The following is a 12,219-nucleotide window of genomic DNA, read 5'->3' as shown; positions in this document are numbered from 1 at the left end:
CGATAATGCAAAGTCATGATGTGACAAAGTGACATCAATAAGGGCTTCGATACTGTGTCATTCATGACTTCAGCGTGTTCTTGTTCCTGAGACGGCGGCTGCGGCCGCGCCATTCAGAGACCGAGTTCGACCATGACCACCTTCGCCGATCTGGTTCCTTCGCCCGCCGGCCGTTTCGACGGCATCGAGCGCCCCTACACCCCGGAAGACGTCCTGCGCCTGCGCGGTTCGGTGCCCGTCACCCATACTCTGGCCGAACGGGGCGCCAACCGCCTGTGGCAGTTGCTGCACGACGAGCCCTTCATCAATGCCCTGGGCGCCGTCACCGGCAACCAGGCCATGCAGATGGTCCGCGCCGGGCTGAAGGCCATCTATCTGTCGGGCTGGCAGGTCGCGGCGGACGCCAACACGGCCGGCGCCATGTATCCGGACCAGTCGCTGTACCCGGCCAACGCCGCGCCGGAACTGTGCCGTCGCATCAACCGCACCCTGCAACGCGCCGACCAGATCGAGCACGCCGAAGGCGGGGCCAAGCGTGACTGGTTCGTCCCCATCGTCGCCGACGCCGAGGCCGGCTTCGGCGGGCCGCTGAACAGCTTCGAGATCATGAAGGCCTTCATTGAGGCGGGCGCCGCCGGCGTCCACTTCGAGGACCAACTGGCGTCCGAGAAGAAGTGCGGCCACCTGGGCGGCAAGGTCCTGATCCCGACCCAGGCGCACGAGCGCAATCTGGTCGCCGCGCGTTTAGCCGCCGACGTCATGGGCACGCCGACCATCACGGTCGCCCGCACCGACGCCGAAAGCGCCCAGCTGATCACCTCGGACATCGACGAGCGCGACCAGCCCTTCATCGACCGCGACAACCGCACGCCTGAGGGCTTCTTCCGCCTGAAGGAAGGCACGGGTCTGGACCACTGCATCGCGCGCGGCCTGTCCTACGCCAATATCGCCGATCTGCTGTGGTGGGAGACGTCGCATCCGGACCTGGAGGACGCCAAGAAGTTCGCCGAGGCGATCCAGAAGGCCCATCCGGGCAAGCTGATGGCCTACAACTGCTCGCCCTCCTTCAACTGGAAGGCCAAGCTGGATGACGCCACCATCGCCAAGTTCCAGCGCGAGCTGGGGGCCATGGGCTACAAGTTCCAGTTCGTGACTCTGGCCGGCTTCCACGCCCTGAACAACTCGATGTTCGAGCTGGCGGACGGTTATCGCGATCGTGGCATGGCGGCCTATTCCGAGCTTCAGCAGCGTGAGTTCGCCAATGAGGCCATCGGCTACACCGCCACCCGCCACCAGCGCGAAGTCGGCACCGGCTACTTCGACCAGGTCGCCACGGTCATTTCCAACGGCACCTCCTCGACGACGGCGCTGAAGGACTCGACCGAGACCGCCCAGTTCACCCACGCGGCTTAAGGCCCCCTCAGCTTAAGGCCCCCTCAGCTTAAGGAAAGGAACCTCCATGGAACCGCTGACCCGAACCGAAGCCATCATCGACTTCTGCCTGGCGCCCCTGTCGCTTGACGCCGGGACGGAGGCCGAACGCGAAGTGCGCCGCCGCATGACCCATGTGCTGCGAACCTATCAGGCCAAGGTCGCCAACCCGATCGCCGTGGACTTCTCGTCCATGCCGTCCCAGGTGATCAACGAAGCCGCGCACGGCTACGAGTAGGCCGGTCATCGCTCAAGAAAAGGCCCGCCCCGATCACTCGGGGCGGGCCTTATTCTGTTCGCGAGGCTCAGCGTGAGGGGGCCGGGACGGGTGTTGGCGTCGGCGTCAGGCTAACCTGAACCGGGGTCTGGGCCGGACGGCTGGGCGGCTCCGCGCCAGCGTCGATCAGTTCGCCGACCGAGACTTGCGGAGAGACGACCGCCTGGGTGGTGCAGGTGGCCAGATCGCGCGCGACGTGGCGGCCCAGGCAGAACATGTCCTCGTAGCTGGGGCGCGAGGCGGCCAGGCACTGGAACAGCATCAGTTTGGACATGTTCAGGCAGAATTCGCTGTTGCTCTCCACCGCCAGGGCGTCGGTGTTGGCCCGCGCTTCGTCTCCGGCGGCGCCGAGGGCGGCCAGGGCCGCGATGGCCAGCGACCGTGTGAGGGCCGGGGTATAGGGCGGCGCCTTGCGGGACGGTTCGACGGAAAGGCCCTGGCCGCTGTTGGCGGCGGTGAACAGGCGGCTGGACTCCTCCGCCGAGGGCAGCATGGTCACCGCAGACAGGGTCTTGGCGCCTTCGAGTCGAATTTCGCGATGCGGGATCGGGGTTACGGCCCAGCGGCGCCGCGGATCCTGTCGTTCCTGCACAGTATAGGCGTCGGCCTCCACCGCTTCGGCGATGGCGCGCATTGCGACAGCATCCTTGCCGATCGTCGCCACGATCAGGCCGGCCGCAGCGTCGGCGCCGGGCAGGGTGGCCGCATAGGCCGGATCGGCGATCAGTTGGGCGACCATCTGCTGACGCTGGACGGGATCGGCGGCGAACTGGCGCACCCCGGCCACGAACTCCGGCGACTGAAGCGCGATGATCGAGCCATAGGCGATCAGGCCGCGCGACAGCTGGGCCGGCTCATAGGACGCCCCCTTGCGGATCGCGGCTTGAATGGATTCGGCGTCCGGGAAGCCGCCAGGCTGAATGGTTCCGGCTTCTCTCAGGAAGGCCACATAGATGGAGGCGGCCTGGGCGACGCCTTCGTTCAAGGTGACGGGCGGCGGAGGAGGCGGCGGAGGCGGCGGCGCCGCCTCGGGTTCCTTGGTGGTGCAGCTCACCAGAAATGCGGCGGCGGCGAGGGCGGCGATCGACAGGCCGCGGGTCATTAAGGCCTTGGGCATAGGGCGCGTCCACAGAACTATGTGCCCCGAAGGGCGCTTACTGGAAGGCGCTTATAACGTGCGAAAAGTGGTTTGCCGAAGATTAATCGAACAACTTTGACACAGATTCCTCGTTGGCGATCCGGCGGATAGCTTCACCGATCAGCGGAGCCACGGAAACCCTGCGGATTTTCGAGCACTTCAAAACTTCGTGGGGCTGCTCAATGGAGTCCGTGATCACCAGCTCCTTCAGCGGGCCGTCCGTGATCCGCTGCACCGCCGGGCCCGACAGGACGCCGTGGCTGATATAGGCCGAGACCTCGGTCGCGCCCTGATCGATCAGAGCCTTGGCGGCGTTCACCAGGGTGCCGCCAGAATCGACGATGTCGTCGAACAGGATGCACCGACGCCCCTCGACGTCGCCGATGATGTTCATGACTTCGCTCTCGCCCGCCTTGGGGCGGCGTTTGTCGACGATGGCCAGGTCGGCGTTCAGGCGGCTGGCCAGCGAGCGGGCGCGCACCACGCCGCCCACGTCGGGCGAGACGATCATCAGGTCGTCGCCGCGCGAATAATGTTCGCGAATGTCCTGGGCCAGGACGGGCGTGGCCACCAGATTGTCGGTCGGGATGTCGAAGAAGCCTTGAATCTGACCCGCGTGCAGATCCATGGTCAGCACCCGGTCGGCGCCGGCGCGGGTGATCAGATTGGCGACCAGCTTGGCCGAGATCGGCGTGCGGCCGCCGGTCTTCCGGTCCTGCCGGGCATAGCCGAAATAGGGCATGACGGCCGTGATCCGCCGGGCGGAGGCGCGCACCAGCGCGTCCGTGATGATCAGCAGCTCCATCAGATTGTCGTTGGCCGGGAAGCTGGTCGACTGAAGGATGAAGACGTCTTCGCCCCGGACGTTCTCTTCGATGACGGCGAAGACCTCGTTGTCGGCGAAACGCTTGACCTGAGCCTTGGTCAGCGGTCCGTCCAGATGGTCTGCGATGGCCTGGGAAAGGGCCCGGTTTGAGTTGCCTGAGAGCAGCTTCATCGGCTGGTCATCCTTTCGCCGTCATCCGCCCCCCATGAACGGCGGTCGGTTGGCGCGCTCTTTACCAGCGGTGCCGGGCAGGGCAAGTCGTGTGCGGAGAGTTTTCGTCGGCATGGCGTGTCCCGGTCGTGGGTGCTAGAGATCGCCGCGTTCGTTTCCGGAGGCTTGGCCTAAGCCTGGTCTCCGCTCGTCATGGGGTCGTCCTTGTCCGTTTCTAAGTTCCGTTCCGGCCTGGTGCTGATGGCTGCGGCGGCCGCCGCGCTGACAATTTCGGGATGCGCCGGCAATAAGCGCCCCAAGCTGGCCTATGAGGAGCGCCCGGTCGAGGCGCTGTACAACACCGGTTATCAGCGCCTGGAACAGAAGCGTTGGGCCGACGCCGTCGACTATTTTCAGGAGGTGGAACGCCAGCACCCCTATTCGGACTGGGCGCGTCGCTCGATCCTGATGCAGGTCTACGCCTACTACCAGAACAATAATTACGCCGAAGCCATCGCCGCCTCGGACCGGTTCATCGCCCTGTTCCCGGGCAATCCGTCGGCGGCTTATGCCTTTTACATGAAGGCGGTCTGCAACTTTGAACAGATTACCGACGTGGGCCGCGACCAGGGATACGCCAACGCCGCCCTGGCCGGTCTGAAAGACGTCGCCCGTCGTTATCCAGGCACGCCCTACGCCACCGACGCGTCGGTCAAGATCGACATGGTCAACGACCAGCTGGCCGGCAAGGAAATGAATATCGGCCGCTACTACCAGCGCGCCAACCAGCCGCTGGCGGCCCTGAACCGCTATAAGGCCGTCATCGCCAACCCCGAGTTCCAGCGCACTTCCCACACGCCAGAGGCCCTGTACCGCCTGGTCGAGGTCAATCTTCAGCTGGGCCTGAAGGAAGAGGCGACCCGCAACGGCGCCGTCTTGGGTTACAACTTCCCCGGCAGCCCCTGGTACGCCGAGGCCTACGCCCTGCTGACCGAAAACGGCCAGACCCCGGAAAAAGCCCCTGAGGCCAAGCGCGAATCCTGGCTGAAGCGGATCATCCCCGGCTGATCGTCCCCTTGACGGTCAGATTTATGTAGTTACATAAATGATCGTCTTCGACCCGTCGAAGGATGAGGCCAATATCGCCAAGCACGGCGTCTCGCTGTTGCGAGCCGACGAGATCCGGATGGAAGAAGCCTTGATCGAGGTGGATGACCGCTTCGATTACGGTGAACCGAGATGGATCGCCTATGGCGAACTGGACGGGCGACTGCACGTTCTGGCCTTTACGGTTCGAGACGCAAGGGTGCGGGCCATCAGCCTGCGCAAGGCCAATGACCGGGAGCGGAGATATGTCCGAGAACAAAGGGGTGTCGGAAGCGGCGACTGAGCCCTTTCTCGACGACGACGATACGCCCGAGTTGACCGCAGAGCGCGCGGCCAAACTTCGCCCCGCACGCGAGGTCCTGCCCGATTATATCCTCAACCAGTTCAAACGCGCCCCCGGCCGCCCCAAGGCCGAGGCCCCCAAGCAGCAGGTCACCCTGCGTCTGGACGCCGATCTGCTGGAGCATTGGCGCGCCCAGGGGCCGGGGTGGCAGTCGGGCATCAACGCCGCGCTTCGCCGGGCCTCCGGTCTCTGATTCCTTTCACGCCGCCGCGCGCTAGACTGCGCCCCATGCCGAATCGCGTGCGCCCATGCTGACCGCCCTTTCCATCCGCGACGTCGTCCTGGTCGACGTGCTGGATCTCGACGTCGAGACCGGCCTAACCGTGCTGACCGGCGAGACGGGGGCGGGCAAGTCGATCATTCTGGACGCCCTGGGCCTGGCCCTGGGCGGTCGCGGCGACGCCGGCTTGGTGCGTAACGGCGCCAAACAGGCTGTGGCCACCGCCGTTTTCAGCGCCCCGGACGACCCGGATCTGCTGACCCTGATCGCCGACAAGGGGTTCGAGGTCCAGCCGGGTGAGGATCTGATCCTGCGCCGCGTCCTGAACGCCGACGGCCGCAGCCGGGCCTATGTCAACGACCAGCCCGCCGGGGTCACGGCCCTGCGCGAGATCGGCGCCGCTCTGGTCGAGGTCCATGGCCAGCACGAAACCGTCGGCCTGCTGGACTGGCGCACCCACCGGGGCTCGCTGGACGCCTATGGCGGTCTTCAGCCCCAGCTCCAGGCCGTCGCGGCCGCCTCCGCCAAGCTCAAGGCCGCCGAGGCCAAGCTGGCGGAGCTGAAGGCCCAGGCTGCCGACGCCGCCGCCCGCGTCGAGGAAATCACCCTCAACCTGTCCGAACTGGACGCCCTTGACCCCCGCGCCGACGAGGAGACGGAACTGGCCGGCGAACGCGCCCTGCTGGGCGCCGCCGAAAAAGCCATCGCCGACTTAGCCGACGCCCGCACCCAGCTGGGCGGCGACAAGCTGAGCCAGAAACTGGGCGCTGCGCTTCGCGCCGTCGAACACGCCCGCCAGCGCGCCGGCCAGGCGGGGGCCGAGGGCGACCACCCGGTCATCGTCAAACTGTCCGCCGCCGTCGAGGCCATCGACCGCACCATGGTCGAGGCGGCCGAGGCGGTCGCCGCCGTGGACGCCGCCGCCGACGCCTTCGACTATGAGCCGGGCCGCCTGGACAAGGCCGAGGAACGGCTGTTCGCCCTGCGCGCCGCCGCGCGGAAACTGAACACCACGGTCGACGCCCTGCCTTCCTTACGCATCCGCCTGCGCGAACAGCTGCGCCTGATCGAGGACGGGGAGGAGGCTCTGGCCAATGCCGGGCGCGAAGCCGCCGAGGCCGCCGAATCCTACGACCTGGCCGCGACCTTCCTGACCTCGGCGCGCGAGGCGGCGGCCGACCGCCTGACCGCCGCCGTCATGGGCGAACTGGGGCCGCTGAAGCTGGAGCGCGCCCGGTTCCGCGTGGCGCTTGAGCAGATCGAGGGCCGGCGCGGCCCCGACGGGGTCGAGACCGTGCGGTTCCAGATCGCCACCAACGCCGGAACCGATTTCGGACCGCTGGACGCCATCGCCTCCGGCGGCGAACTGGCCCGGTTCGCCCTGGCCATGAAGGCGGCCCTGGCCAGCCGCGAGGACATGCGCCAGCCGGTCATGATCTTCGACGAGGTGGACCAGGGCGTCGGCGGCGCGGTGGCCGAGGCCGTCGGCTCGCGCCTGAAACGCCTGTCCACCGGCGCCCAGGTCCTGGTCGTCACCCACAGCCCCCAGGTCGCCGCCCGCGGCCACGCCCACTGGAAGGTCATGAAGGCCGACCACGACGGCATGACCACCACCACCGTCGTCGCCCTGGACGACGCCCGCCGTCAGGAAGAGATCGCGCGGATGCTGTCGGGGGCGGAGATTACCGATGAGGCAAGGGCGGCGGCGCGGACGTTGATTGGGTAGGGGGCGTTGCTGGTGGGATGAAGTCGCCAAGCGGCCTTTGTGGGACGCGAACCCCGCAGGGAAAGTGCAGTTGCCTTTTGCGCAGTCGACGGAATGTTGGCGGGCTGCTACCTGAGCAATATGACGAAAGCTGTTCTTCTCACCGATCCGGCCCGTGAGCTTGCGGAACTTTGCACGGAACTTCAGGAACAAACGAATAAGACCGGCGAGACGTTTCTTGCAGGAAAATTCGAAGTTGATCCGTGGTCCAGAGAATTTTTCGAGATCATCTTCACCATCACCGAGCGGTGCGGAATGCTCGAGAAAATCGTGGGTGACTTAGATCTCGACGAAGATTTCCGCAATGAGATGATCAACCATGTGCGGGCGATCATGAGCGCATTCTCCGCGCAATCTATGCGCGGCCGTTGGGACCAAATCGGCTTCTCGCACGTGGGTGCAGTGAATGTGGGTCCGCTTAAGGCTCTCTCTGCAACGGTCCGACAACAGGTTGCTTATCGAAAGCTATCGTCAGAAGAGCTGGACGAAGTCATCGAAGAAGTCGAGCGCTTGTTGAACTGGCTTCGCGAGCACCAACTCGAGGAGCAAGATTTCATTCGTCAGTCGATCATCGAAGGCTTGGAGCGTTTTACCTTCAGGCTTAAGCGGCTGCGTTGGCTTGGGTGGGGCTACACCTTGGAGACGCTACGCGAGGTTATCGCCGCCTACATGCTTCTCGAACGTCAGGACATTAGTCCGCAAGCTAATCCGAACGGTGCGGCCGTGCTCAAGAAGGTCAGCGGCGTCATTAGGGCTGTTTACGAGCGCATAACCGTAGCTAAGGGCGTCGCTGAGACCGGTGATTGGGTAATCAAGATATATGCGGCAGGTTCGTTAGCCTACCACAGTGTGCCGCATATCGCGGGATTGCTACGCTAAGAGATGCAACTGGGAGTCGCAAGCCGCGAGGCGTCTATTGGACGGTTATTAAGGTAGACTACTAGGGCCTGACCACCACCGTCGTCGCCCTGTACGACGCGCGCCGTCAGGAAGAGATCGCGCGGATGCTGTCGGGGGCGGAGATCACCGATGAGGTAAGGGCGGCGGCGCGGGCGTTGATCGGGTAGGGCGAGTTGTGAAGCCGACCTATTCGCGTCGTCCCCGCCCTCGCAAGTTCGTCATCCTCGCCCTTGTGGCGAGGATCCATACGCCCGGTGTCTGACGGCGGACCCTCTGTGGATACACCGGGCCTATGAATCCCAGGGACAAGCCCTGGGATGACGGCCTAAAGGGGAGGGGCGGCCTTGTCCTAAGGCCTCGACGCCGTCTTCAACGCGCCCTTGGCGATCAGATAGGCGCAGCCTGCCGCGAGTATGATCGTTGCGACGACGCTCGCCTCCGGGCCGAAGGCCCCGCCGGTGAGCCACCACGGCGCGTCCGGGGCCGGAGCCAGGTTCGCGACGAGCGGCGCGACGGGCACCGTCTGACCGCTGACCTCCAGTCCGAAACCCACGCCGAGCAGGGCGTTCCAGCCGGTATGGGCCGCGCACACGCCCCACAAGGATCCTTCCCTGATCGCATAGAGGCTGAGCGCGACCGCGAACAGAAACAGATTGAACAGGCCAAGCGCGAGTTCACCCGACGGATCGATATTGCTGGCATGGAGCAGGGCGAAGAAGCCGGAGTTGATCAGGACGGCGGCGACCAACCCGTGCCGGGAGGCGATCAAGGGCATCAGCCAGCCGCGCAGCATGACCTCTTCGGTCGCGCCCTGGATCATATAGCCGCCGAACAGGACGAGCAGCGGCGCCAGCAGGGCCGGCGAGGGCGAGGCCCAGGATCCGCTTCCGCCGGCCGTGTAGCCGCCGGCGGCGAAGATAAGGCCGACGACGGCGCCGAGCGCCAATCCTCCGACAAGCAGGCCTTGCATATAGGGACCGGCGATCCTGGCCTTGAAGCCCAGGCCCGCCGGGGATCGGCGCTCGAACAGGGACGTCCAGGCCAGAATGAGAAGCAGCGTGATCCCTCCGCCCGCCAGGAAGATGGCGAACGGCGCCCACTGCGTATCGAGATCCGCCTTGTGATAGCCCATGGGCTTCAGGACGCCGAAGATGGTCGTCAGCTGCCCGATCAGAAAGAAGACGACGATCAGGACGACCGCCGCGGCGGTCCAGGTCCGCCGACCCGCGGCGGTGCGCGGTGCAAAAATTTCAGTTCTACTCATAAGCCCCCTCCGGCGGTCTCACGACCCCGCGCTTTCCTGTCGATGCGCGCGGATCGTCTTTGAATGAGAGGGAGAGGCGTTCAAGCGACGCTGCGGATGCGGAGTGTGGGATTAAATGTCTGTAATGTAGGGGGCTTTTCGCCGGCCTTGGCCGCGAAGTCTGTAGGGCGTAGTGGGGGTTCTGCGGATGCGCCGGGCGTACGGGCTTTTGGGACAAGCGCTGGCGCGACGCGAGAAAAGGAAAGGCGAGAAGACCACTGGCCGGTCGGATGTCCCCGAATTCGTCCCAAACGCCCCCCGCATTAGCGGTCCTGTCATCATCGTGCTAAGAGCCCCGCCCTTTATAAGGGCGGCGATGTCGCCAGAGCATTTCAGTCTTCAGGAGAAGCACACATGAGCAGGGTGCTGGTCATTGGCGCCGGCGGCGTCAGTTCGGTCGCCGTCCACAAGATGGCGATGAATGCGGACATCTTCTCGCACATCACTCTGGCGAGCCGCACCAAGTCCAAGTGCGACGCCATCGCCGAATCCGTCAAGTCGCGCTTCGGCGTGACCATCGACACGGCGGCGATCGACGCCGACGACGTGGCGGCGACCACGGCCCTGATCCAGGCGGTCAAGCCCGCCCTGGTCGTCAACCTGGCCCTGCCGTACCAGGACCTGGCCATCATGGACGCCTGCCTGGCCGCGGGCGTGAACTACCTCGACACCGCCAACTACGAGCCGCGCGACGAGGCCAAGTTCGAATACAAGTGGCAGTGGGCCTATCAGGACCGCTTCAAGGACGCCGGGCTGATGGCCCTGCTGGGCTCGGGCTTCGACCCCGGCGTGACCTCGGTCTTCACCACCTATACGAAGAAGCACCTGCTGGATTCGATCGAGACGCTCGATATCCTGGACTGCAACGGCGGCGACACCGGCCTGCCGTTCGCGACCAACTTCAACCCCGAGATCAATCTGCGCGAAGTGACCGCCCCGTCGCGCCACTGGGCCGACGGCCAGTGGGTCGAGGGCCCGGCCCTGTCGCACAAGCAGGCCTTCGATTTCGAGGGCGTGGGTCAGAAGAACATGTACCTCATGTATCATGAGGAACTGGAGTCGCTGGCCAAATTCTATCCGGAAATCAAGCGCATCCGCTTCTGGATGACCTTCGGCGACTCCTATCTCAAGCACCTGGAAGTGCTAGAGAATATCGGCATGACCTCGATCGAGCCTATGATGTTCCAGGGCCGCGAGATCATCCCGATCGAGTTCCTGAAGGCCCTGCTGCCCGAACCCTCGTCCCTGGGTCCGATCACCAAGGGCAAGACCAATATCGGCACCATCGCCACCGGCCAGAAGGACGGCGCGGCCAAGACGGTCTACGTCAAGAACATCTGCGACCATCAGGAAGCCTATGCCGAGACCGGCAACCAGGCCGTCAGCTACACCACCGGCGTCCCCGCCATGATCGGCGCGGCCCTGATGCTGACCGGCCAGTGGAAGGGCGAGGGGGTGTTCAACATGGAGCAGCTGGATCCCGATCCCTTCATGGACATGCTGAACAAGCACGGCCTGCCGTGGACGGTCGAGACGCTCGACGCTCCGCTGGACTTCTGAGGACACGCCCATGGTCATGCAGACCCAGGCCGGCGGACCGGGCGCCTTCGCCCGGTTCGATCTGAACCGCGTCCCGTCGCCCACCTTCGTGGTCGACGAGGTCGCGGTGCGTCGCAACCTGTCGGTCCTCCAGGACGTCGGGGCGCGGGGCAATGCGCGGGTGCTGCTGGCCCTGAAGGCTTTCTCGATGTGGTCGCTGGCCGACGTCGTCGGGGAATACCTCGACGGCGTCTGCGCCTCGGGCCTGTGGGAGGCGCGGCTGGCGCGCGAGTTCTATCACGGCCACCTGACCACCTATTCCCCGGCCTACAAGCCCGCCGACCTGCCCGAAATCCTGCGGCTGTCGGATACGGTCATCTTCAACGCCCCGGACCAGATCGCCCGGTTCGCCGACCTGATCGCCGCCGCCCGCGCCGAGGGTGAGACGTTCGATATCGGCCTGCGGCTGAACCCCGAGCATTCGGAGGGCGAGGTCGCCAAATACGACCCCTGCCAGCTGGGCTCGCGCCTGGGCTTCCCGGTGTCGCAACTGACGCCGGAACACTTGAACGGCGTCGACGGCCTGCACATCCACGCCCTGTGCGAACAGGGGTTCGAGCCGCTGGAGCGGATCTGGGCCGCCGTGGAGCCCAAGCTGGCGCCCCTGCTGCCGGACCTGAAGTGGATCAACCTGGGCGGCGGCCACCACGTGACCCGCGCCGACTATCGGATCGACGCCCTGGTCGGCTTCCTGAAGGATCTGGGCGAGCGCTACGGGCTTCAGGTCTATATCGAGCCGGGCGAGGCCATTGCGCTGGACGCCGGCATATTGGTGGGCGAGGTGCTGGACACCTTCCATAACGGCCTGGCCATCGCCATCACCGACATCTCGGCGACCTGCCATATGCCCGATGTGATCGAGGCGCCCTATCGCCCCGCCATGCTGAACGAGGCGGAAGGCGGCGTGACCTTCCGCCTGGGCGGGCCGTCCTGCCTGGCCGGCGACATCATCGGCGACTATGGCTTCGCCACTGCGCCGACGCCGGGAACCCGCATCGCCTTCCTGGACCAGGCCCACTATTCGATGGTGAAGACCAACACCTTCAACGGCGTGCCGCTTCCGGCCATCGCCCTGTGGAACAGCGACACCGACGCGCTGAGACTGGTCCGTGAATTCGATTATTCAGAGTTCCGCGACCGCCTGTCCTGACCGATAGAAC

The 12,219-nt window shown here is 65.3% G+C and carries 12 protein-coding genes and 1 pseudogene; 10 read left to right on the top strand and 3 right to left on the bottom strand.

Translation table 11 applies throughout. From position 1 onward, the window contains the following. The first annotated feature begins 132 nt into the window (after window positions 1-132). Both aceA and ACW177_RS13060 read left to right on the top strand, forming a co-directional pair. Window positions 133-1,413, top strand: a complete 1,281-nt coding sequence (gene aceA / locus ACW177_RS13065) for an isocitrate lyase (RefSeq protein ID WP_492026123.1) — start codon at window positions 133-135, stop codon at window positions 1,411-1,413. Window positions 1,414-1,459: 46 nt separating this feature from the next. Continuing rightward, window positions 1,460-1,669, top strand: coding sequence for a hypothetical protein (locus ACW177_RS13060; RefSeq protein ID WP_271164215.1), 210 nt, complete (start codon window positions 1,460-1,462; stop codon window positions 1,667-1,669). Window positions 1,670-1,736: 67 nt separating this feature from the next. Here ACW177_RS13060 and ACW177_RS13055 read toward each other — a convergent pair whose 3' ends face one another. Together ACW177_RS13055 and ACW177_RS13050 are read right to left on the bottom strand one after the other, a co-directional pair. Next, window positions 1,737-2,825 carry a hypothetical protein gene (locus tag ACW177_RS13055; protein WP_492026122.1) on the bottom strand — a complete coding sequence of 363 codons (1,089 nt, stop codon included), beginning with the start codon at window positions 2,823-2,825 and terminating at the stop codon, window positions 1,737-1,739. Between the two features lie 82 nt (window positions 2,826-2,907). Continuing rightward, window positions 2,908-3,843, bottom strand: coding sequence for a ribose-phosphate pyrophosphokinase (locus ACW177_RS13050; RefSeq protein WP_492026121.1), 936 nt, complete (start codon window positions 3,841-3,843; stop codon window positions 2,908-2,910). Window positions 3,844-4,035: 192 nt separating this feature from the next. Between ACW177_RS13050 and ACW177_RS13045 the strand changes: the two genes are divergently transcribed. The 6 genes and pseudogenes from ACW177_RS13045 to ACW177_RS13020 form a co-directional block, all read left to right on the top strand. Further along, entirely contained in the window at window positions 4,036-4,890 is an 855-nt protein-coding gene (locus tag ACW177_RS13045) for an outer membrane protein assembly factor BamD (RefSeq protein ID WP_492026120.1), read from the top strand. Window positions 4,891-4,927: 37 nt separating this feature from the next. Further along, window positions 4,928-5,212: a BrnT family toxin gene (locus ACW177_RS13040; protein WP_492026119.1), complete on the top strand. Its 285-nt coding sequence runs from the start codon at window positions 4,928-4,930 to the stop codon at window positions 5,210-5,212. Continuing rightward, window positions 5,175-5,465, top strand: a complete 291-nt coding sequence (locus ACW177_RS13035; protein ID WP_492026118.1) for a BrnA antitoxin family protein — start codon at window positions 5,175-5,177, stop codon at window positions 5,463-5,465. The genes ACW177_RS13040 and ACW177_RS13035 overlap by 38 nt, the downstream gene beginning before the upstream one ends. 55 nt (window positions 5,466-5,520) lie before the next feature. Next, window positions 5,521-7,218 carry a DNA repair protein RecN gene (gene recN / locus ACW177_RS13030; protein WP_492026117.1) on the top strand — a complete coding sequence of 566 codons (1,698 nt, stop codon included), beginning with the start codon at window positions 5,521-5,523 and terminating at the stop codon, window positions 7,216-7,218. A gap of 120 nt (window positions 7,219-7,338) precedes the next feature. Beyond that, on the top strand, window positions 7,339-8,136 hold the full coding sequence (locus ACW177_RS13025) for a hypothetical protein (protein WP_492026116.1): 798 nt from the start codon (window positions 7,339-7,341) through the stop codon (window positions 8,134-8,136). 74 nt (window positions 8,137-8,210) lie between these two features. Next, window positions 8,211-8,324: pseudogene (locus tag ACW177_RS13020) on the top strand (hypothetical protein); the annotation flags it as partial. Between the two features lie 182 nt (window positions 8,325-8,506). On the opposite strand, the gene ACW177_RS13015 reads toward ACW177_RS13020, so the two are convergent. Continuing rightward, window positions 8,507-9,421: a CPBP family intramembrane glutamic endopeptidase gene (locus ACW177_RS13015; RefSeq protein ID WP_492026115.1), complete on the bottom strand. Its 915-nt coding sequence runs from the start codon at window positions 9,419-9,421 to the stop codon at window positions 8,507-8,509. Window positions 9,422-9,814: 393 nt separating this feature from the next. On the opposite strand from ACW177_RS13015, the gene ACW177_RS13010 reads away from it, so the two are divergent. Together ACW177_RS13010 and ACW177_RS13005 are read left to right on the top strand one after the other, a co-directional pair. Beyond that, window positions 9,815-11,020 (top strand): saccharopine dehydrogenase family protein, encoded by a 1,206-nt coding sequence (locus tag ACW177_RS13010; RefSeq protein WP_492026114.1) that lies wholly within the window; start codon window positions 9,815-9,817, stop codon window positions 11,018-11,020. Window positions 11,021-11,030: 10 nt separating this feature from the next. Then, a complete protein-coding gene (locus ACW177_RS13005) occupies window positions 11,031-12,209 on the top strand; it encodes a carboxynorspermidine decarboxylase (protein ID WP_492026113.1) in 1,179 nt (392 codons plus the stop codon). Window positions 12,210-12,219: the final 10 nt, after the last annotated feature.

This window comes from Brevundimonas sp. AVps23W (genome assembly GCF_058681395.1).
The sequence above is the reverse complement of the archived record's forward strand: the minus strand, read 5'-3'. Positions and strand labels throughout refer to the sequence as shown.

What these genes read in the sequence shown, in the direction of transcription:
- aceA (WP_492026123.1), top strand. Translation starts at nt 133, where the DNA reads ATGACCACCTTCGCCGATCTGGTTCCTTCGCCCGCCGGCCGTTTCGAC.
- ACW177_RS13060 (WP_271164215.1), top strand. Translation starts at nt 1,460, where the DNA reads ATGGAACCGCTGACCCGAACCGAAGCCATCATCGACTTCTGCCTGGCG.
- ACW177_RS13055 (WP_492026122.1), bottom strand. Translation starts at nt 2,825, where the DNA reads ATGCCCAAGGCCTTAATGACCCGCGGCCTGTCGATCGCCGCCCTCGCC.
- ACW177_RS13050 (WP_492026121.1), bottom strand. Translation starts at nt 3,843, where the DNA reads ATGAAGCTGCTCTCAGGCAACTCAAACCGGGCCCTTTCCCAGGCCATC.
- ACW177_RS13045 (WP_492026120.1), top strand. Translation starts at nt 4,036, where the DNA reads ATGGGGTCGTCCTTGTCCGTTTCTAAGTTCCGTTCCGGCCTGGTGCTG.
- ACW177_RS13040 (WP_492026119.1), top strand. Translation starts at nt 4,928, where the DNA reads ATGATCGTCTTCGACCCGTCGAAGGATGAGGCCAATATCGCCAAGCAC.
- ACW177_RS13035 (WP_492026118.1), top strand. Translation starts at nt 5,175, where the DNA reads ATGTCCGAGAACAAAGGGGTGTCGGAAGCGGCGACTGAGCCCTTTCTC.
- recN (WP_492026117.1), top strand. Translation starts at nt 5,521, where the DNA reads ATGCTGACCGCCCTTTCCATCCGCGACGTCGTCCTGGTCGACGTGCTG.
- ACW177_RS13025 (WP_492026116.1), top strand. Translation starts at nt 7,339, where the DNA reads ATGACGAAAGCTGTTCTTCTCACCGATCCGGCCCGTGAGCTTGCGGAA.
- ACW177_RS13015 (WP_492026115.1), bottom strand. Translation starts at nt 9,421, where the DNA reads ATGAGTAGAACTGAAATTTTTGCACCGCGCACCGCCGCGGGTCGGCGG.
- ACW177_RS13010 (WP_492026114.1), top strand. Translation starts at nt 9,815, where the DNA reads ATGAGCAGGGTGCTGGTCATTGGCGCCGGCGGCGTCAGTTCGGTCGCC.
- ACW177_RS13005 (WP_492026113.1), top strand. Translation starts at nt 11,031, where the DNA reads ATGGTCATGCAGACCCAGGCCGGCGGACCGGGCGCCTTCGCCCGGTTC.